We start from the raw sequence: 20,730 nt of genomic DNA on the forward strand, positions 1-20,730 counted from the left end.
GCCCATGTCCGGGTCGATCACGGGGAAGGGCATGCCACGTTCGAATCGTTTTCGATCCAGCCTGATCGCCGCCGCCATCTTCGCGGTACTGTCCCTGCCGGTCGTCGCGGTGGCCGCCGCCTCCGAGCCGAGGCCGGTGGAGGTGGCCGCGGGCGATCTGGTCGAGGCCGTGGAAACGCTGGCCAGGCAGTTCGGCATCAACGCCATCTACCGTGCCGAACAGCTCCGGGGGCTGCAGACCGACGGCGTCAGCGGCGTGCTCGGATCACGCGAAGCCTTCGAGAAGCTGCTCGAAGGCACCGCGCTGCATGTCACGGAAGAGGACGGGTCGGTGTTGATCAGCCTGCCCGACGACAGTGCCGGCGCACCGGATCGTGCCCCCGGTGCCGCACGCGGGGACGCCTCGACGCTGGACGCCGTCGTGGTCACGGCGTCGTCCCGCCTCGGCCGCCTCGGCTTCGACGCGCCCACGCCGACCACCGTCCTGAGCGCCGAGGACCTGAGCATCGGTGGGCGCCCCAACGTGGCGGCGGCATTGAACGACCTGCCGTATTTCCGTGCGGGCGTGTCGCCGCAGACGACGGGCACCAATACCGATGCCGGTTCGGCGCCGGTCGACCTCCGCGCCCTGGGCGTCAACCGCACGCTGGTGCTCATCGACGGCCGCAGGTTCTCCAGCACCAACGACCTGAACACCATCCCCACCGTCCTCGTCAGGAGCGTGGACATCGTCACCGGGGGGGCGTCCGCGGCCTGGGGCTCGGGTGCAGTCAGTGGCGTCGTCAACATCGCGATCGACCGGACTTTCACGGGCACCAAGCTGGGTGCCCAGTACGGCGTTTCGGACCGGGGCGACGCCAACGAGCGGCGGTTCGAGGCGGCCCTGGGAAAGGAACTGTTCGGCGGCCGCGGCCACGTGGTGCTGGGCGCCGAGTTCCTCGACAACGACGGGCTCGTTCCCCGATCGCGCCGCGAGAACGTCAGCGGTTGGGCGACGCTGCCCGACGGAGAGGGCAGGTTCGTGCTGACGCACGACGTCAGCATCGCGGACGCCGCCTACGGTGGCCTCATCCTGACGGGCGCGCTTGCAGGACAGGAATTCAATCCGGACGGAACCCTGAGCGATTTCCAGTTCGGACGGGTCGTGGGCACGTCCATGGTCGGCGGCAACGGCCCCAGGACGGACGACTTCAGCCCGTTGATGACGCCGCAGCGGCGCTACAGCGCCATGGGCACGGCCTACTTCGACCTGACCGACTCGACGCGGTTGACCCTGGATGTCAGGCACTCGCGGATGTACAACGACTATCCCTGGTTCGGCGATCACAACCGCGGCGCCGGCCGGTTGACGATCGGAGCGGACAACGCCTTCCTGCCGGCCCCGGTGCGCGACGCCCTGGTCGAGGCCGGAGAGTCTTCCTTCCAGATGGGGCGGTACAATTCCGATTTCGCGTACGCGAGGATCGATTTCCAGCGCAAGACCACGGAAGCGACGCTGGCGATCGACGGCGATCTCGGCCAGGACTGGCGGTGGAAGTCGTACTACACCCACGGGGAATACCGGCAGGACATGCGCAACCCCGGATTCCTGCTGAGGGACAACTACGCGCGGGCGGTGGATTCGGTACTGAGCCCGACGACCGGCCAGCCGGTCTGCCGCGTGGCGCTGACCGACCCGACGACGGATTGCGTACCGATCAACCTGTTCGGGAGCGGATCGCCGTCCGCCGCGGCCATCGACTACGTCACCGGCACGCCCTCGCAGGACACGCTGATCAAGCTCGACGCCGGTGGATTGAGCCTGCAAGGCGACCCGTGGGCACTGCCCGCTGGCGACGTTTCCGTCGCGCTGGGCATCGAGGCGCGCAGGGAATGGCAGCAGACCACCGCCGGCGCGCTGGACACGGTCGGGGCGTTCCGTACCTTCAGCCATTCGTCGATGTCCGGTGCCTTCAGGGTGAAAGAGGCGTTCGGCGAGATCCTGGTCCCGATCGTCCGCGACGTCCCGGGTTTCAACAAGCTCGAAGTGAACGCCGCAGCCCGGATCAGCGACTACGACACCACCGGATCGATCTGGTCGTGGAAGGCGGGCGCGACCAACGAGTTCCTGCCCGGATTCCGGGCACGCGCCACGCGCTCCAGGGACATCCGCTCGGCCAACCTCACCGAGCTCTTCACCACCGCCCTGACCGGATTCAACGGCGTGGCCGACCCGGTGACCGGGCAGAACGTGACCGCTCTGGTCATCGGCGGCGGGAATCCCGACCTGACGCCGGAAAAGGCCGATACGACGACGTTCGGACTGGCCTGGACCCCCGCCTTCACCGAGGGCCTGGACATCTCCATCGATTACTTCGACATCACCATCAACGACGTCATCATCTCGCTCGGCGTCCAGGAGGTCGTCAACCGCTGTTTCCGCGGCAACCAGGTGCTGTGCGGGCGGATCACCCGGGACGCCGACAACAACATCGAAATGATCAGGTCGACCCCGGTGAACCTGGCGGAGTACAAGACCGACGGCATCGACGCGGAAGTACTGTATACGTTCCCGGCGGAGAAGCTCGTCTCCTCCGCGAGCGGCAGTTTCCAGTGGCGCACACTGGCGACCTGGGTCGACGACCTGACCACCGACGATGGCGAGGTCAAGCTGGGATATGTCGGTTCGCAGGGATCCGCGTTCATCGGCCCCGGCATCCCCAGGCTGCGGGTGATGAACAACATCGCCTACCGGGGCGACAGGTTCGGCGCCAACTTGCGCGCGAGATACATTTCGGCCGGCAAGTACAACCGGGCCGTCGACATCGTCAACAACGACATCGGCAGCTACACGTACTTCGACCTCGGCTTGAATGCGCGGATTGCGAGCTTCACCGGCTCCGACCTGGAGATCTACGCGAACATCAACAATCTCTTCGACAAGGCCCCTCCGGCTTCGTCGGGGTTCTCCGCCTACTACGACGTGATGGGCCGCTACTACGCCATAGGCGCCCGGCTCAGGTTCTGATCCTGGTCCGGCCCCGCATGTCGACACCGGCCTACGAGGGGACTGCCCGAGCATTCCCGGCAGACACCGTGCCGATGCCCGCGGCATGTCCCGTGGTCGCGTTCGAAGGCGAATACGCAGCTGGCTTCGCGGATCCTGCGCTCAGCCATGACCGCTCGCGGCTTTCGTTGAGCTTGTCCGGCGTGATGACGGTCGCGACCGATGGCGCGAACTACGTGCTTCCGCCGCGTCGTGCCATCTGGATTCCCGCCCGAGAACGCCACCGGGTGGCCTGTCGCGAAAGCGGAAGGTTGCTGACGCTCTACATCGAGCCGCACCTCGGCCGGCAACCGGAGCGCTGCCGTGTCTTCGCGACATCTCCCCTCGTCCGTGCCCTGAGCGAGGAGGTGGCCCTGTTCGGCACGGAGTATCGGAGCGAGGGACGCGAAGGCGCCATTGTCCGCTTGCTGATGGAGGAAATCGGGCGCATGTCGTGCCTACCGACGCGGATCGAAATCCCGCGCGACGATCGACTGCGACGAATATGCGAAGCCATTGTCGCCGATCCGGCCGATTCGAGAGGCTTGAAGGAATGGGCGGGAATTGCCGGCATGGGGCGCCGTACCTTCACGCGCCTGTTCCGCAAGCAGACCGGTGCCGGGTTCGCGGCGTGGCGGCGGGAGGTGCGCCTGATCGAGGCGATTTCCCGACTCGTTTCGGGACAGTCCATCACGTGCATCGCATACGATGTCGGCTACGAAAGCCCCAGCGCATTCAGCAACATGTTCAAGCGCACGCTCGGGATGACGCCCGCCGAGTACCGTAACCACCGATTGGCGTCCCCCCGATAAGTTGGAAGTTTCACCTGGCTGCAGAATTGCGGATGCAGCCAGTGCGGCGAAGGCTTGACGAGCGCGCATGGGGTTGGGCTCCGGGGGACCCGTCCCTCATACTTCGTCGGCGGACCGGGGGACGAGTTGGCCGACGACAAGACGCACTGGGGCGTGACGCTGAACCGGCGCAACCGGTCGCTGTTCTTCGCGCTGGGTTTCCTGGTGCTCGGCACGCACCTGCACGACCTGCAGGCCGGGGCGACGATGTGGTTGCTGCTGGCACTGCAGCTGCTGGTGTATCCGCAACTCGTGTACTGGCGTGCGCGGCGCTCGGCCGACCCGCTGCGTGCGGAGCAGCAGAACCTGTTGGTCGACGGTTTGCTGCTGGGCATGTGGATGGCGGTTTGGGGGCTGCCGTTGTGGATCTCGTTCATGCTGTGCATCGGCGTGTGCCTGAACGTGGTGATGTTCATGGGCCTGCCCAACCTGTGGAAGGGCATGGCCGCGCTCGGCGGCGGCGTCGCGCTGGTGGCGCTGGTACATGGCGTGTCCTTCCGCCCGGATACCGGGCTGGCCACCAGCCTGCTGAGCATCCTCCTGTTGACGATGTACTTGCTGTTCTTCGCCAACGACGCCTTCAAGCGTGCCATCTCGCTGCGTGACAGCAGGCGGCAACTGGGGGAGCGCCTGGCTGAGATCACCGCGTTGCAGGCGCGGCTCGAGGAACAGGCGCAGCGTGACCCGATGACCGGGCTGTACAACCGGCGCTACCTGGACGAAGCGCTCGAGCGGGAACTTGCGACCTGCCGCCGCTCGGGGACGCCGCTGTCGCTGGTGCTGATCGACATCGACCACTTCAAACGGATCAACGACACCTACGGCCACCCGGCCGGGGACGAGATGATCCGGCGCCTGGCCGACCTGCTGGCAGACCGCGTGCGCAACACGGGACTGGTGGTCTGCCGGTACGGCGGCGAGGAATTCCTGCTGATGCTGCCGGGCACGGAGATGGCGGAGGCGGCGCTGCTGGCGGAGGACCTGTGCGCCTCGTTCGAGGCGATGCGGGTGGACACGGGCGGTGGCGTCATGCGCGCGACGCTGTCGGTCGGGATCGCCGGCTTCCCCGAGCACGCGCCGAAGGCGCAGGCGCTGGTGCGCGAGGCCGACCAGGCGCTCTATGCGGCCAAACTGGGCGGGCGCAACCGCGTGGTGCTGTCCACGTCGATCGGGCCCGACCCGCAAGAACGGAGCCAGGCCCATGGGCCAGAAATGGTGCCAGGGGCAGTTTCCCCGGCCTGCCGGAGGTGATCCGCGGGGAACGAATAGGATCAGGATCTGAGGTTTCCCCACATTTCTCGCAGCCTATCTTCCCCCTTTGAAAAAGGGGGATTGGGGGATTTGCTGTTGCTGTTGCGTGGTCGGGCACCGAGCAAATCCCCCCAACCCCCTTTTTCAAAGGGGGCAAATCGCCAAGCCGTTGAATTGATTGCAGGAAAACAGGGGAAACCTCAGGATCAGGATCGGAACAGGTGTTCGATCGACCGCGGTGTTGTCGGGGCGGTGCTGGCGGCACTTGCCATGTGCGATGCGCGCGCGGGCGGCTCCGCGCCGTTCCGAGGTCGTGCGTTACCCGTAGAGCGGAGCTTGCTCCGCTGACGCGGGCTCCGGAGCCGGGAGCAGCCGAGCAAGCTCGGCTCTACGCGTGTGGAGACCCCTCTTCCGGGGCGTTCAATCGCGCAGTTCCGGCACCCGGCTGGCGGCGGCGATGCGCTCGATCACCGCGTCGGCCACCTCGCCGGTGCCGGCGGCGCGGCCGTTCGGCGCCAGGTCGGCGCTGAAGACGCCCGCCTCCAGGGTCGCGGCGACCGCCTGCTCGACGCAGGCGGCTTCCGCCTCCAGCCCGAGCGAGTGCCGCAGCAGCAGCGCGCCGCTGAGGATCGCGCCGACCGGGTTGGCGATACCGCGGCCGGCGATGTCGGGCGCCGAGCCGTGGATCGGTTCGTACAGGCCGGCCTTCCCGTCGCCGAGCGAGGCCGACGGCAGCAGCCCCATCGATCCGGCCAGCATCGAGGCCTCGTCGGTGAGGATGTCGCCGAACATGTTCTCGGTCACGACCACGTCGTAGGCGCGCGGCTTCGACAGCAGGTGCATCGCCATCGAGTCGACCAGCTGGTGCTCCAGGGTCACGTCGGGGAACTCGTCGCGGGCGACGCGCGCGGCCACCTCGCGCCAGAGCCGGGAGGTTTCCAGCACGTTGGCCTTGTCGACCGAGGTCACGTGGCCGCGGCGCTGGCGCGCCAGCGCGCAGGCGCGGCGCACCACGCGCTCGACCTCGGCCACGCTGTAGCTGCACAGGTCGCTGGCGCCGCCGGCGCTGCGGGTCTTGTCGCCGAAGTAGATGCCGCCGGTCAGTTCGCGCACCACCACCAGGTCGACGCCGGAGAGCAGGTGCGGCTTGATCGGCGCCGCGCCGAGGGTGGCCGGGTGCGGCCGCACCGGGCGCAGGTTGGCGTACAGGCCCAGGCCCTTGCGCAGCGCCAACAGGCCCTGTTCCGGGCGCACCTTGGCGTTCGGGTCGGACCACTGCGGCCCGCCGACCGCCCCCAGCAGCACCGCGTCGGCGCGGCGGCAGGCATCGAGCGTCGCCGGCGGCAGCGGATCGCCTTGCCGGTCGATGGCGATGCCGCCGATGTCGTGCGCGGCGAAGTCGAAGGCGTGGCGGAAGCGGTCGGCGACCGCCTGCAGGACGGCGACGGCGGCGGCGGTGACCTCGGGGCCGATGCCGTCGCCGGGCAGGACGGCGATGTCAGCGCGCATGGAAGCGTTCCTCGTACAGGGTGATGTCGGACTGGCGCGCGAGCAGGTAGCCGAGCTCGTCCACGCCCTCGAGCAGGCAGGTGCGCGAGAACGCGTCGAGCGGGAACCGGTACACGTGGTTGCCGGGCGTGCGCAGTTCGCGGGTGGCGACGTCGATCTCGAGCTCGTCGTCCGGGCGTTGCATCAGCGCCTGCACCACCGTCTCCGGCAGCACGACCGGCAGCAGCCCGTTCTTGAGCGCGTTGCTGCGGAAGATGTCGGCGATCTCGCTGCTGACGATCGCGCGCAGGCCCAGGTCGCGCAGCGCCCACGGCGCATGCTCGCGCGAGGAGCCGCAGCCGAAGTTGCGCCCGGCGACGAGGATCGAGCGGCCGGCGTTCTCCGGCCGGTTGAAGGCGAAGTCCGGGGCGGGCGTGCCGTCGGCGCGCCAGCGCCAGTCGTTGAACGCGTGCCGGCCGAGCCCCTCGCGCTCGGTGGTCGACAGGAACCGCGCCGGGATGATCTGGTCGGTGTCGATATTGGTCTGCGCCAGCACCACGCTGCGCGAGCGTACGCGCAGCGTGCGGCGGTCGTCGGTTTGCGGTTGCGCAGTGGGGGAGTGGAGAACGTTCATTACGCTACCTCGAGTTGCGGTTGTCTTGCGAAGAACTCGCGCGGATCGGCGACGTGGCCGTGCACCGCGGCCCAGGCGGCGGTCAGCGGCGAGGCCAGCAGCGTGCGCGACCCCGGGCCCTGGCGGCCCTCGAAGTTGCGGTTGCTGGTGCTGACCGCCAGCTGCCCGGGCGCGACCAGGTCGCCGTTCATGGCGATGCACATCGAGCAGCCCGGCTCGCGCCATTCGGCGCCGGCCGCGCGCACGATCTCGGGAATGCCCTCGGCCTCGGCCTCGCGCTTGACCTGCTCGGAGCCGGGCACCACCAGCATGCGCACGTGCGCGGCGATCCGGCGTCCGGCCAGCACCTGCGCGACCTCGCGCAGGTCGCGCAGGCGGCCGTTGGTGCAGGAGCCGACGAACACCACGTCGACGGGCATGCCCTGCAGCGACCGGCCGGCGGCGAGCCGCATGTAGTCCAGGCCCTTCTGCGCCGCCGCGTCGGCGGCCTCCGGGATCGCGCGATCGACCGCGATCGCAGTGCCCGGATGCGTGCCCCAGGTCAGCGTGGGGCGGATGTCGCGCGCGTCGATCGTCACCTCGGCGTCGAAGCTTGCGCCGGGATCGGTGCGCAGCTCGCGCCAGCGTGACTTGGCCGCCTCGAAGGCCGGGCCCTTCGGCGCGCGCGGGGCCTTCTCGAGCCAGGCGAAGGTGGTCTCGTCCGGCGCCACCATGCCGGCGCGGGCGCCGGCCTCGATCGACATGTTGCACAGGGTCATGCGCTCTTCCATGTCCATCGCGCGGATGGTCGAGCCGCGGTACTCGATCACGTGGCCGGTGCCGCCGTTGACGCCGATGGTGCCGATCACGTGCAGGGTCACGTCCTTGGCGCCGACGCCCGGGGCCAGCTCGCCCTCGACGGTGACCGCCATCGTCTTCGGCCGGCGCTGCAGCAGGCACTGCGTGGCCAGCACGTGGCCGACCTCGCTGGTGCCGATGCCGAAGGCCAGCGCGCCGAACGCGCCGTGGGTGGAGGTGTGGCTGTCGCCGCAGACGATGGTCATGCCGGGCTGGGTGAAGCCCATCTCCGGCGCGAACACGTGGACGATGCCGCGCTGGTCGGAGCCGAAGTCGAACAGTTCGATGCCGGCCTCGGCGCAGTTGCCCGCCAGCATCTCCACCTGGCGCTCGGAGGCCGGCGTGTAGTAGGGCAGGTGGCCGTCCTCGCCGCGCGGCAGGGTCGGCGTGGAGTGGTCCATCGTCGCCTTGGTGAGGTCCGGCCGGCGCGGCGACAGCCCGCGCGCGCGCAGCTCGGCGAACGCCTGCGGCGAGGTCACCTCGTGGATCAGGTGCAGGTCGACGTACAGCACCGCGGGCGCCGCGTCGGTATCCGGGACCACGACGTGCGCGTCCCATAGCTTGTCGAACAGGGTTCTGGCGGTCATTTCAATTCAGTTCCGATGCCGGAAAGACGCCTTCTCCCTTTGGGAGAAGGTGGCGCGGAGCGCCGGATGAGGGTACGGCGAAGCGGCAGTGGTCTGAACCATCGCGACTTATCCGAACCCTCACCCCAACCCCCGCTCCGCGCCCCGGCCCGTGCCAGCGGCACGGGCGCTCCAGCGCACGCGCGCCAATGGCGCGCAAGCCGTGCGCTGTCGCCCCGGAGGGAGAGGGGCTCAAGCGGCCCCCCGGAATCCCGCGGGGTGTTCTTGCATAGGCGGATATCAGTTCACGCATGCGCGGCCTCCCGCTGCGACCTTGGCTGCCGCGTCCGCAGGACGCGGTTGGCGATGTCCAGCCACGCCAGCGCGCTGGCCTCGATCACGTCGCGGCTGGTGCCGGTGCCTTCGTAGGCGGTGTCGCCGCAGCGCACGCTGAGGTTGGCCTCGCCGCGGGCGTCGGCGCCGATGCCGACGCTGTGCACCTGGTAGCTTTCCAGCGTCAGTTCGACGCCGGTGGCGGCCGAGAGCGCGGCGAACAGCGCGTCGACCGGGCCGTCGCCGAGCGCGTTCTCGGCGACGCGCCGGCCGTCCGGGTCCGACAGCTCCACCTGCGCGCTGGCGCGCTGGCCGCGGTCGCTCACCGTCATCGACGCCAGCCGGAAGCCCTCGCCGCGGGCGTCGCCATGCATCAGGGCCTCCAGGTCGCGGTCCTCGACCACGCGCTGGCGCTCGCACAGCGCCTTGAAGCCGGCGAACGCCTGGTCGAGCTGCGCGTCCTCCAGCGCGTAGCCTAGCGCCCGCAGCCGGTGCGAGAACGCCGCGCGGCCGCTGTGCCGGCCCAGCACCATCTTCGAGTCGGCCCAGCCCACGTCCTCCGGATGCATGATCTCGTAGGTGCCGCGATGGCGCAGCATGCCGTGCTGGTGGATGCCGGACTCGTGCGCGAAGGCGTTGGCGCCGACCACCGCCTTGTTGCGCTGTACCGGCATGCCGACCAGGCGCGAGAGCAGCTGCGAGGCCGGCACCAGCCGCCGCGTGTCGATGCCGGTGTCGGCGCCGTACCAGGCGCCGCGCACCTTCAGCGCCATCACCAGTTCCTCCATCGCGCAGTTGCCGGCGCGCTCGCCGATGCCGTTGACGGTGCATTCGACCTGGCGCGCGCCGCCCTCGATCGCCGCCAGCGAATTGGCCACCGCCAGGCCGAGGTCGTCGTGGCAGTGCGCGCTGAAGACCACGTCGCGCGCGCCCGGCACCGTGTCGATCAGGAACGCGAACAGCGCCCGCATCTCGTCCGGCGTCGTATAGCCCAGCGTGTCGGGCACGTTGATGGTGGTGGCGCCGGCGGCGATCGCCGCGCCCACCACCTCGGCCAGGAACTCGCGCTCGGTGCGGGTGCCGTCCTCGGTCGAGAACTCGACGTCGTCGACGTGGCGGCGTGCCAGCGCCACGCACGCGGCGGCCGTCTCCAGCACCTGCGCCTTCGACATCCGCAGCTTGTGCTCGCGGTGCAGCGGGCTGGTCGAGATGAACACGTGCAGCCGCGGCCTGGCGGCGGTCTCCAGCGCCCGTGCAGAGGCCTCGATGTCGGCCGGCAGGCAGCGCGAGAGCACGGCCAGGGTCGGCGTGCGCAGTTCGCGCGCGATCAGGCGCGCGGCCTCGCGATCGGACTCGGAGCTGGCCGGGAAGCCGGTTTCGATCACGTCCACCCCGAGTTCGGCGAGCGCGCGCGCCATCACCGCCTTCTGCTGCGGGGTCATGCTGCAGCCGGGCGACTGCTCGCCGTCGCGCAGCGTGGTGTCGAAGATGCGGATCGGGATCGGCGCGACGGCGCCCGCGGGCGTGGGATCGTTCATGCGGGGACTTCCTCTTCGGAACGGATGGCGTTGCACGGCGCGGCCGGCACGCGCATCGGTGACGGATCGCCCGCGCGCGGCATGGCGACCAGGATTCGGGGCAGGGCGGGGGCGGACTCGGCCAGGGCGACGGTTTCGCGGCGGCGGCGCGGGCGTCGCGGCGTGCGCGGGCGCACCTCGGACAGCAACCGCGCCAGGACCGACGCGTCGAGATTGCCGCCGGAGACCACCGCGCACTTGCGCCGTCCGGCGACGCGGCGGCCGGCGGCCAGCGCCAGCGCGCCGGCGCCCTCGGCGATCACGTGCTCCTCCAGCGCCAGCCGCACCACGGTTTCGCGCAGCTCCGCCTCGCGCACGATCACGATGTCGTCGAGCAGTTCGCCCAGCAGCGAGCGCGTCAGCCGCCCCGGCTCCTTCACGCGAACGCCGTCGGCGAGCGTGGTCGCGGGTTCGCCGGCGGTATCCTCGCCGCGCAACGCGCGCGCCATCGCGTCCACGCCTTCGACCTGGGCGCCGACGATGCGGACGCGACCGGAGGCGCGGCCGGCCCGCGCCAGGCGCCGGGACTTCAGCGCCAGCGCGACGCCGGAGGCGAGCCCGCCGCCGCCGATCGGCACCAGGACCACGTCGGGCTCCATCGCCGCGGCGATCTCCAGCCCCACCGTGCCCTGGCCGGCGATCACGTCGGGGTCGTCGAAGGCCGACAGCAGCCGGTAGTCGTTCTGCGCGGCCAGTTCGATCGCGAAGGCCTTCGCCTGGTCGTAGCCGTCGCCGTGCAGGCGCACGGTGGCGCCCCAGTGGGCGACGCCGGCGATCTTGGTCTGCGGCGCACACTTGGGCATCACCGTGATCGCCCGCATGCCGAGCCGCCAGGCTGCCCATGCCAGTCCCTGCGCGTGGTTGCCGGCCGAGGCCGCGATCACCGGACGGTCGTCGCCGCGCTCGCGCGCGGCCAGCAGCGCATTGAGCGCGCCGCGCACCTTGTACGAGCCGGTGCGCTGCAGGTTCTCCAGCTTCAGCCAGCAGCCGAAGCGCTCGGCGTAGTGCAGCGGCGTGACCTCGAGATGGCCGCGCAGGCGGGCCTGCGCGGCCATGACGTCGGCGGCGGTGACTTGGGTGTTGGCGACGGCAGGATCCATGGTCTGGCTAGAAACGGGTGAAGGGGAACGAGGCACGAATAAGGACGCGGACGCTCGGCCCTGCCTTGGCTCTGGCTTCCGCTCGTGTCCCGTTCCTCTCCACTCGTTCCTCGCTCCTAGACAAACGTCAGCCAATGGCGGTACCCGGGCTCCTGCCCGCGCACCACCCGCCCGTACAGCGCCGCCAGCTCGCGGCCGACCGGGGTGTCGCCGTAGTCGCGATCCTCGATGCGGGCGATCGGGGACACCTCGGCGGCAGTGCCGCAGGCGAACACCTCGTCGGCGTCCAGCAGCTCGTCCAGGGTCACCGTGCGCGCGTCGGCGCCGGTCAGCGCGACCAGGGTGTCGCGGGTGATGCCCGGCAGCGCGTCGCGATGCTCGACCGCGGTCACGCGCCCGGCCTTGACCAGGAACACGTTGGCGCCGGTGCATTCGACGACGAAGCCGTCGTGGTCGACGAACAGCGCCTCGTCGTAGCCGCGCGCCTTGCTCTCGCGCTTGGCGAGGATCGAGTTGACGTAGGCGCCGCACAGCTTGAGCGGCGGCAGCGAGTCGGCCGGGTTGCGCCGCCAGGAGGAGACGCCGACGGTCGAGCGGGCGCCGGACAGGTGCACGCGCGTGGCGGTGGTCGAGACCATCAGGTGCTGCGGATGGCCCTCGACGTCCAGGCCGAAGCCGCCGGCGCCGAACCATGCCAGCGGGCGGACGTAGGCGTCGCGGTGGCCGTTGGCGCGCAGCGTGGCCAGCACCGCGTCGGTGGCCTGGCCCACGTCGAACGCCATGCCCAGCAGTTCCGCGCCGCGGCGCATGCGCTGCAGGTGCTCGGGCAGGCGGAACACCGCGGCGCCCTCGGCGGTGGCGTAGGCGCGGATGCCTTCGAACACGCCGCTGCCGTAGTGCATGGCGTGGGTGGTCAGGTCCGCCTGCAGCGTATCGACGTCGGCCAGGGCGCCGTCGAACCACAGCCTGGGCGTGGGCGCGGTCTCGAAGCCCGGCGCCTCGGAGATGGCGGTCACGTTGCTGGCGTTCATCGACACGGCGACACCTCCGCAGCCCCGCAGGAGCGCACCGCAGGGGCGCGACCGCGCAGCCGGATACGCGTGTTCGCGCCCCTTCGGTGCGCTCCTACTGGGTCGCCGGAAACAGCGGTTTCGAGCAGGCTCACGGACATGGCGACACCTCCACGGACAGGCAGTCGTACAGCTTCGCCAGCTGCGCGCGCAGCGACTCGTCGGAACGCTCGCCCTCCACGGTCATCCGCAGGTACCAGCGGTCGCCGTCGGGCTGCGCCTCGCCGTCGACCGAGAGTGGCTGGAAGCCGCGGCGTTCGGCGGCGCCGAGCACGCGCGTCAGCGCGCCCTCGGCTCGTCGCAGGGTCAGGTCAAGCTGGTATCGCATGGGAGGGATCCTCGGGCGTGGGGTGGGGAGCGGCGGGGGCGGTGGTCGGCAGCGACGACACCTCGTCGGCGTCGAGCATCTGCGCGTTGTTGTGGTTCGGCGGCACCAGCGGCCAGACGTTGGCGGCCTGGTCGATGGCCACGTGCAGCAGCGCCGGGCCGGGAGCGGCCAGCAGCGCGGCCAGCGCGGCGTCGACGCCGTCGGCGCGGTCGAGCGAGATCGCCTCGATCCCGAACGCGCGCGCGACCACCGCGAAGTCCGGGTTGTCGGACAGGTCGATTTCGGAGTAGCGGCGCTCGAAGAACAGCTCCTGCCACTGCCGCACCATGCCCAGCGCCTGGTTGTCGAGCAGCACGATCTTCACCGGCAGCCGGTAGCGCGCCAGGGTCGCCAGCTCCTGCACGTTCATCAGGAACGAGCCGTCGCCGCTGACGCAGACCACCTGCGCGGACGCGTCCTGCAGCTGCGCGCCGATCGCCGCCGGCAGCCCGAAACCCATCGCGCCCAGCGCGCCGCTGGTCAGGTGCCGGCGCGGGTGCGCGAAGCGGCAGTGCTGCGCCACCCACATCTGGTGCTGGCCGACGTCGCAGCTGACGATCGCGTCCGGCGCCAGTTCCGACAGCCGCTTCAGCAGCGCGGGTGCGTAGACGCCGGCGCCGGGCGCGTCGTAGCGCGCGGCGAAGCGCTGCCGGCGGTCGGTGCACAGCTCGAGCCAGGCCTTGCGTGCGGCGACGTGACGGCCGTTGCGCGCCTGCGCCGCGCAGGGCGGCGCCAGCCTGGCCAGTGCGGCGTCGAGGTCGCCCTGCACCGCGACGTCGGCGGTGCGCAGCTTGCCGATCTCGCAGCCGTCGGCGTCCAGGTGCACGACCCGCGCGTCCGGCGCGAACTCGGCCAGCTTGCCGGTGGCGCGGTCGTCGAAACGGGCGCCGACCACGAGCAGCAAGTCGCATTCCTGCACCGCATGGTTGGCCGCGCGCGAGCCGTGCATGCCGAGCATGCCCAGGTTGCACGGGTGGGTGGCCGGCAGCGCGCCCAGCGCCTTCAGCGTCAGCACGGTGGGAATGCGGGTGCGGTCGACGAAATCGCGGAAGGTCTCGACCGCGCCGGCCAGGGCGATGCCGCCGCCGCCGTAGATCACCGGGCGTTGCGCCTGTGCAAGCAGCGCCGCGGCGGCGTGCAGCGAGGCGTCGGCGGGGCCGGCGACCGGCGCCACCGGCCGCGGCGCGTGCGCCGGCAGGTGCGAGGCGTCGCCGATCTGCACGTCCTTGGGCAGGTCGATCAGCACCGGGCCGGGCCGGCCGCAGCGGGCGATGCGGAACGCCTCGGCCAGCATCTCCGGCAGCTGGTCGACGCTGCGCGGCAGGAAGCTGTGCTTGACGATCGGCAGGGTCATGCCGAACACGTCCAGCTCCTGGAAGGCGTCGGTGCCCATCAGCGGCGTGGCCACCTGGCCGGTGATGATCACCATCGGCACCGAGTCCAGCATCGCGTCGGCGATGCCGGTGACCAGGTTCGACGCACCCGGTCCCGAGGTGGCGACGCAGACGCCGACCCGGCCGCTGGCGCGCGCATAGCCGTTCGCGGCGAACGCCGCGCCCTGCTCGTGGCGGACCAGCACGTGCTTGAGCGCAGCGCCGTGCAGCGCGTCGTAGAACGGCATGATCGCCCCGCCCGGATAGCCGAACAGGACGTCGACGCCCTCGGCCGCCAGCGCCTGCACCAGCCAGCGGGCGCCGTTGACGGGCGCCGGAGCCGGGATCGGTGCAGGCGCCGGCGTGGCCGCGGCCGCGTCGCCGTTGTCCGCCGCCGCTGCACGGGTGTTCATCACGCGGCCTCGGTCTGCGCAGTAGGAGCCGGCGCCGCGGCGGGCTTGGCGGCCGCCTGGCCGGATGCTTGCTCCGGCGCCTGCTGCAACCACTTCATCGCGCCGCGCAGCTTCGCGCCCACCGCTTCGATGGGATGGTCGAGGTCGGCCTGCTTCAGCGCCTTGTAGTGGCCGTTGCCGGCGGCGTACTCGGCGATCCACTGCCGGGCGAAGGTGCCGTCCTGGATCTCGGCCAGGATCTTCTTCATCTGCGCCCGGGCGTGGTCGTCGATCACGTACGGGCCGCGGGTCAGGTCGCCGTACTGCGCGGTCTCGCTGATGAACTCGTGCATGCGGGTGATGCCGCCCTCGTACAGCAGGTCGACGATCAGCTTCAGTTCGTGCAGGCACTCGTAGTAGGCGACCTCCGGCTGGTAGCCGGCCTCGACCAGGGTCTCCCAGCCGGCCTGCACCAGCTTGGTGGCGCCGCCGCACAGCACCGCCTGCTCGCCGAACAGGTCGGTCTCGGTCTCCTCCTTGAAGGTGGTGCGGATCGCGTTCTGGCGCGCGCCGCCGATGCCGGCGCAGTAGGTCAGCGCCAGCTGCTCGGCGCGGCCGCTGGTGTCCTGGTGCACGGCGTAGACCGCGGGCACGCCGCGGCCGATCTCGTACTCGCGCCGCACCAGCGCGCCCGGGCCCTTCGGCGCCACCAGCACCACGTCGAGGTCGGTGCGCGGCGCGATCTGTTCGTAGTGCACGTTGAAGCCGTGCGCGAACAGCAGGCAGGCGCCCTCGCGCATGTTCGGCGCGATCACCTCGCGGTAGAGCTGCGGCTGAACCATGTCCGGGGTCAGCACGGCGACGACGTCGGCGCCGGCCGCGGCTTCGGCCGGGGTCTGCACCGCGAAGCCGTCGGCGGCGGCCTTGATCGAGGTCGGGCCGCCGGGGCGCAGGCCGACGCGGACGTCGAAGCCGGAGTCGCGCAGGTTGAGCGCGTGCGCGCGGCCCTGGCTGCCGTAGCCGAGGATGGCGATGGTGGGTTTGTTCGTGTCGCTGGTCATGGCTGGATCCGTTGCGGAGTGGAGGGGAAGGTCAATCGTCGGTGAGGGTCGAGGGAATCGCCGGCCGCGGGTGCCGGACCGGACCGGCGACAGCGGAGGACCAGGGTCGCGATTCGGCTGGTGGGGCACCCGCGCCCCATCCCGCTCCCGCCGAGCGGGAGAGGGGGAGCCGGTTGCCGGTGGGAGCGGCGTCCCCGGGTGGCGCCGGCGCGTGGGCGGCGCTGGCTTCGGGGCGTTCGGTGGTCGTGGCGCCCAGCGATGCCGAACCGACCAGGCGCGCGTACTTGGCCAGCGCGCCGGTGGTCACCCGCGGCGCGATGCGCACCGGCTCGCGCTGCGCCAGGTCGGCATCGCTGGAGAACGTGCGCGAGGCGACGTCGACGGTGACGATGTCTCCCTCGCGCAGCCGCGCCAGCGGTCCGCCGCGCGCCGCCTCGGGGGCGACGTGGCCGACCATGAAACCGCGGGTGGCGCCGGAGAAACGGCCGTCGGTGACCAGCGCGACGTCGTCGCCCAGGCCCTGGCCCACCAATGCCGCGGTCACCGCCAGCATCTCGCGCATGCCGGGGCCGCCCACCGGGCCTTCGAAGCGGATCACGACCACGTCGCCGGCGCGGATCTCGCGTCGCTGCACCGCGGCGAAGCAGGCTTCCTCGGAATCGAACACGCGCGCCGGGCCGCGGTGGCGGCCGCGGCCCTCGGCGGCCAGCTTGAGGATGCAGCCGTCCGGCGCCAGGTTGCCGTACAGGATCGCGTAGCCGCCCTGCGGCTTGATCGGATCGTCGACGGGACGCACCGCGTCCTGCGGCTGCGTCGGCGCCGGGGTCGCGTCCAGCTCGGCGAAGAAGCCGCGGCCGGTGACGGTGGCGATGTCCTCGATCAGCCCCGCGGCACGCAGCTCGCGCGCCACCAGCGCCGTGCCGCCCATCGCGTACAGTTCCGCCGCGGTGTAGCGGCCGCCCGGTTTCAGGTCGGCGATCACCGGGGTCGCCGCGGCGGCGTGGAAGTCCTCGAGGTCGAAGGCCACCCCGGCCTCGTGCGCGATCGCCAGCAGGTGCAGCGCGGCATTGGTAGAGCCGGCGGTGGCCGACACCGCGCGCGCAGCGTTTTGCAGCGCGGCCGGAGAGAGAATCTCGCGCGGTGTCGGGCCGCCGGAAAGCAGGCGGTGCATGACCAGTTCGCCGCAGCGCCGGGCGGCGGCGGGCTTGTCCGGATGCACGGCGGGAATGTCGTTCAGCCCCAGCGGCGACAGCCCCAGGAAACTGAGCGCCATCGACATCGTGTTGGCGGTGAACTGGCCGCCGCAGGCGCCGGCGCCCGGGCAGGCGGCCTTCTCGATCTCCTCCAGGCCGGCATCGTCCAGCTGGCCGGCGGCGTGCCGGCCGACCGCCTCGAACACTTCCTGCACCGTGATCGACTTGCCGCGGCACTTGCCGGGCATGATGGTGCCGCCGTAGAGGATCACCGTCGGGATGTCCAGGCGCGCCGCGGCCATCGCCGCGGCGGGGATGGTCTTGTCGCAGCCGCACAGCAGTACCAGCGCGTCCAGGCAGTGGCCGCTGACCGCCAGTTCGATCGAGTCCGCGATCACCTCGCGCGAGGCCAGCGAGGCGCGCATGCCGCTGCTGCCCATGGCGATGCCGTCGGTGACCGCAATGGTGTTGAACTCGACCGGCGTGCCCCCCGCCGCGCGCACGCCCTCGCAGGCATGCGCGGCCAGGTCGCGCAGGCCCAGGTTGCAGGGCGAGACGCTGGACCAGGTGTGCACCACCGCCACCAGCGGCTTGGCGATCGCCGCGTCGTCCAGTCCGGTGGCGCGCAGCATTGCGCGCGCCGGCGCATGTTCGGGTCCCTGTTTGATGGCATCGCTTCGCACTGCATGGCTTCCATTGGTGCGAATCCTTCGCGGGAGCCGCGCGTTCCGTGCGCGGAGGTTGGATTTCAGGAACCCGGAGCGGCGGAAACGAAAAACCCCGCGCCTGGTCGGGCGCGGGGTCTGGTTTCTTTCGACCTGGGCTTGTGTGCTTTCTAGCTACGCAAACCCGATTCCCGCGCCGGTGGGCAAGGTAATAAGGAGGACGACGACGAGAAGGAGCGCGATCGGCGCACGCGCGACCGGGACGCCCCGCGGGGCGTCCTGGATGGTCAGCGGGTGGGTGTTGCGATGCGTCATGGGGACCGAGATAAACACGGCGGTTTCATCGGTGTCAACAGTTTCATTTAGAACTTTTTTGCATGAGTGCGTCGTCGCCGGACCGCGCAGCTGGTGAGCGAGGCGTTCGCGCGCGCACTTCCGCGGCCCCACGCCGTCATCGGTCGCCTGCCTGCAGCCGGTGGCGGAGTGCGGCGTAGTCGTTCGCCAGCGCGTGCGCCGATGCCGGGCGCCGCAGGCAATCGGCGAGTGCCGGAGGCGGGAGCACGGCCTGGCCCACCAGCGGCTCGACGATGGTCTCGAACTTGGCCGGGTGCGCGGTGGCGACGACCGCCCAGGGGCGCGTGTCGCCCTGCGCGCGCAACCGCTCGAGCAGGCGCAACCCGGTGGCGGTGTGCGGACAGGGGACGATGCCGTGGCGGACGGGTGCGCTGCGGATAGTGTCGCGGATGGCGTCGTCGTCGACGGACTCCGCGGCGATCGCCGCGCGCAGCGCGTCATCGTCGCCGCCGTGCCAATGCCGCAGCCGCTCGAAGTTGCTGGGCGCGCCCACGTCCATGGCATTGGCCAGGGTGGCGCGGGTGGCGCGCGGCGCGTACCCGCCGCCGGCGAAGTAGCGCGGCAGGACATCGTTGGCATTGGTCGCCAGGCGGATCTCCCCGATCGGCAGGCCCATGCGCCGGGCCAGCAGCGCGGCGCAGGCGTTGCCGAGGTTGCCGGTCGGCACGACGAGGTTGAGCGCCGCGCCGTGCTCCGCGCGGAACCGCGACGCCGCGTGCGCGTAGTACGCCGCCTGCGGCAGCAACCGGCCGAGGCTGATGCTGTTGGCCGAGGTGAGCGCACGCGCCCGACGGAGGGCCTGGTCGGCCAGTGCCTGCTTCGACAGTCGCTGGCAGTCGTCGAAGCTGCCGGCGACGCGGAACGTGCGCACGTTGCCGCCCCAGCATTCCAGGCCATGCGCCTGTCGCGGCGACACCCGGCCCTCGGGGTAGAGGATGACCACCTCGAAACCCGGCCGACGGTGGAACGCGGCGGCGACGGCGGCGCCGGTATCGCCGGAGGTGGCGACCAGGATCGTGGTCGGTGCCGCATCCGGCGCGCGCAACGCGGCGAGCGCCCCGGCGAGGAAGCGCGCGGCATAGTCCTTGAACGCGGCGGTCGGCCCGTGGAACAGCTCCAGCAGATGGTCGCCTTCGCCGGCGAGCGGGCGCAGCGGCGCGTCGAAGGAGAACGCCTGCGCGCAGATGCCGGCGAGGCGGTCGCGCAGCGACGATTCGGTGAAGTACGGCGCCAGCACCGCGCATGCGGTATCGGCGAGGGCCGTGCGAGGGCGCGCGTCGGCGAAGGCGGAGATCCGTTCCGGCACGTACAGGCCGCCGTCCGGTGCGAGGCCTGCGACGAGCGCGCTGTCGATGGCGGTCGGCGGGGTGTCGCCGCGGGTGCTGATGAAGTTCATGGAGGGCCGTTGTCGATGATGTCCGCGCGCGTGCCGGCGACCGGAGAAACGTGGACGCGCGCATCGAAGCCGGCGTCGACGAAGCCGGCGCGCATCGCCGGCGCCGCGGCCTGCGCCTGCGCCCGCGACGCGAACCAGGCGAACACGCTCGGCCCGCCGCCGGAGATGCCGGCGCCGAGCGCGTCGTGGTCGAGCGCCGCGGCCTTCACCCGGTCGAAGCCGGGAATCAGCGGCGCCCGCCGCGGCTCCACCAGCACGTCGTGCAGGCCTTCGGCGATCAACGACGCGTCGCCGCGCTGCAGGCCGGTCAGGAACAGGGCCAGGTGCGCCTGCTGTTCGACGACGGCGTGCAGCGGATACGGTTCGGCCAGCGCCGCGCGCGAACGGCGCGTCTCCAGCACCTGGTCCGGATGCACCACCACGCAGTGCAGCCACTCGGGCGTCGCCAGCGCGACCATGCGCGTGGCCGTGGCCATGACCACGCCGCCGAGCAGCATCGGTGCGACGTTGTCGCCGTGGCGGCTGCCGCTGGAGACCGCCTCGCCGTCGAGCGCGAACGGGTACAGCGCCGCGCGCGGCAGTGGCGCGTCGAGCAGTGCGTTCGCCGCCACCAGCGCGGCCACGCAAGAAGCCGCCGAGCCGCCGAGCCCGGAGCCGAGCGGAATGCCCTTGTCGAGTTCCAGCGCGAAGCCGTGTGCGAGCCCGAGGGCATCGCGTAGCGCAATCAGGGCACGGCCGGCGGTGTTCTCCTCTGCGGCCAGCGGCAGGCTGCCGGCGCCGGCGGCGTCGCCGCCGATCGCGTCGATCCGCACCACGGGCGCCTCGATCCGGCGCACGCGGGCGACGTCGCGCGGCCCGTCGATGGCATGGCCGAGCAGGTCGAAACCGACGCCGATGTTGCCGACGCTGGCCGGAGCGAAGGCGGTCGCCTGTGAGGGTGGACTCATGATGCGGACTCGGATGGAAGAGAGCGTTTTGCCACGGATCCGCACGGATGAGGGCGGATAAGGCAAAAAGGAGCGATATCCCGGCAAGGGAAACTCCCTCTCCGCCGCTTGCGGGGGAGAGGGTTGGGGTGAGGGGGTGAACCGGCGCCGATCAACGTTCGGATGCGGGCCTTTCTCGAGTGCGGCATCGTGCTCTTTGTCGTTTCGCATGCCGATGAGGCGGCGACTTCGACAGGTCCCCTCGCCCGAG

General features: G+C 71.2%; 15 protein-coding genes. 3 read left to right on the forward strand and 12 right to left on the reverse strand.

Annotated features, from left to right (window positions below):
• Positions 1-31: 31 nt before the first annotated feature.
• The 3 genes from U3649_RS06185 to U3649_RS06195 all read left to right on the forward strand — a co-directional run bounded on the left by U3649_RS06185 (position 32) and on the right by U3649_RS06195 (position 5,127).
• Positions 32-3,007, forward strand: a complete 2,976-nt coding sequence (locus tag U3649_RS06185; protein WP_407354000.1) for a TonB-dependent receptor domain-containing protein — start codon at positions 32-34, stop codon at positions 3,005-3,007.
• A gap of 92 nt (positions 3,008-3,099) precedes the next feature.
• A complete protein-coding gene (locus U3649_RS06190) occupies positions 3,100-3,837 on the forward strand; it encodes an AraC family transcriptional regulator (RefSeq protein ID WP_407354001.1) in 738 nt (245 codons plus the stop codon).
• A 126-nt stretch (positions 3,838-3,963) separates the two neighbouring features.
• On the forward strand, positions 3,964-5,127 hold the full coding sequence (locus tag U3649_RS06195) for a diguanylate cyclase (RefSeq protein ID WP_407354002.1): 1,164 nt from the start codon (positions 3,964-3,966) through the stop codon (positions 5,125-5,127).
• Between the two features lie 420 nt (positions 5,128-5,547).
• Here U3649_RS06195 and leuB read toward each other — a convergent pair whose 3' ends face one another.
• The 12 genes from leuB to U3649_RS06255 form a co-directional block, all read right to left on the reverse strand.
• Positions 5,548-6,636, reverse strand: a complete 1,089-nt coding sequence (gene leuB, locus U3649_RS06200) for a 3-isopropylmalate dehydrogenase (protein WP_407354003.1) — start codon at positions 6,634-6,636, stop codon at positions 5,548-5,550.
• The gene (leuD, locus tag U3649_RS06205) at positions 6,626-7,249 is read right to left on the reverse strand and encodes a 3-isopropylmalate dehydratase small subunit (RefSeq protein WP_407354004.1); all 624 of its coding nucleotides are present in this window, start codon (positions 7,247-7,249) and stop codon (positions 6,626-6,628) included. The genes leuB and leuD overlap by 11 nt, the downstream gene beginning before the upstream one ends.
• Positions 7,249-8,673, reverse strand: a complete 1,425-nt coding sequence (gene leuC, locus U3649_RS06210; RefSeq protein WP_407354005.1) for a 3-isopropylmalate dehydratase large subunit — start codon at positions 8,671-8,673, stop codon at positions 7,249-7,251. Before leuC ends, leuD begins: the two co-directional genes overlap by 1 nt.
• Before the next feature lie 284 nt (positions 8,674-8,957).
• Positions 8,958-10,523 (reverse strand): 2-isopropylmalate synthase, encoded by a 1,566-nt coding sequence (locus U3649_RS06215; protein WP_407354006.1) that lies wholly within the window; start codon positions 10,521-10,523, stop codon positions 8,958-8,960.
• Positions 10,520-11,662, reverse strand: coding sequence for a threonine dehydratase (locus tag U3649_RS06220; RefSeq protein WP_407354007.1), 1,143 nt, complete (start codon positions 11,660-11,662; stop codon positions 10,520-10,522). Before U3649_RS06220 ends, U3649_RS06215 begins: the two co-directional genes overlap by 4 nt.
• A gap of 116 nt (positions 11,663-11,778) precedes the next feature.
• Entirely contained in the window at positions 11,779-12,693 is a 915-nt protein-coding gene (locus U3649_RS06225; protein ID WP_407354008.1) for an aminotransferase class IV, read from the reverse strand.
• A 130-nt stretch (positions 12,694-12,823) separates the two neighbouring features.
• On the reverse strand, positions 12,824-13,060 hold the full coding sequence (locus U3649_RS06230; RefSeq protein ID WP_407354009.1) for an ACT domain-containing protein: 237 nt from the start codon (positions 13,058-13,060) through the stop codon (positions 12,824-12,826).
• Positions 13,044-14,885, reverse strand: coding sequence for an acetolactate synthase 2 catalytic subunit (gene ilvG, locus U3649_RS06235; RefSeq protein ID WP_407354010.1), 1,842 nt, complete (start codon positions 14,883-14,885; stop codon positions 13,044-13,046). The genes U3649_RS06230 and ilvG overlap by 17 nt, the downstream gene beginning before the upstream one ends.
• A complete protein-coding gene (gene ilvC / locus U3649_RS06240; protein ID WP_407354011.1) occupies positions 14,885-15,925 on the reverse strand; it encodes a ketol-acid reductoisomerase in 1,041 nt (346 codons plus the stop codon). The genes ilvG and ilvC overlap by 1 nt, the downstream gene beginning before the upstream one ends.
• Before the next feature lie 31 nt (positions 15,926-15,956).
• Positions 15,957-17,750, reverse strand: coding sequence for a dihydroxy-acid dehydratase (locus U3649_RS06245; protein ID WP_407354012.1), 1,794 nt, complete (start codon positions 17,748-17,750; stop codon positions 15,957-15,959).
• Between the two features lie 484 nt (positions 17,751-18,234).
• The gene (gene thrC / locus U3649_RS06250; RefSeq protein WP_407354013.1) at positions 18,235-19,533 is read right to left on the reverse strand and encodes a threonine synthase; all 1,299 of its coding nucleotides are present in this window, start codon (positions 19,531-19,533) and stop codon (positions 18,235-18,237) included.
• The gene (locus U3649_RS06255; RefSeq protein ID WP_407354014.1) at positions 19,530-20,480 is read right to left on the reverse strand and encodes a homoserine kinase; all 951 of its coding nucleotides are present in this window, start codon (positions 20,478-20,480) and stop codon (positions 19,530-19,532) included. Before U3649_RS06255 ends, thrC begins: the two co-directional genes overlap by 4 nt.
• Between the last annotated feature and the right edge of the window lie 250 nt (positions 20,481-20,730).

Origin of the sequence: Luteimonas sp. R10 (assembly GCF_045689605.1) — a bacterium.
In the GTDB taxonomy this organism is placed as follows: Bacteria; Pseudomonadota; Gammaproteobacteria; order Xanthomonadales; family Xanthomonadaceae; genus Luteimonas.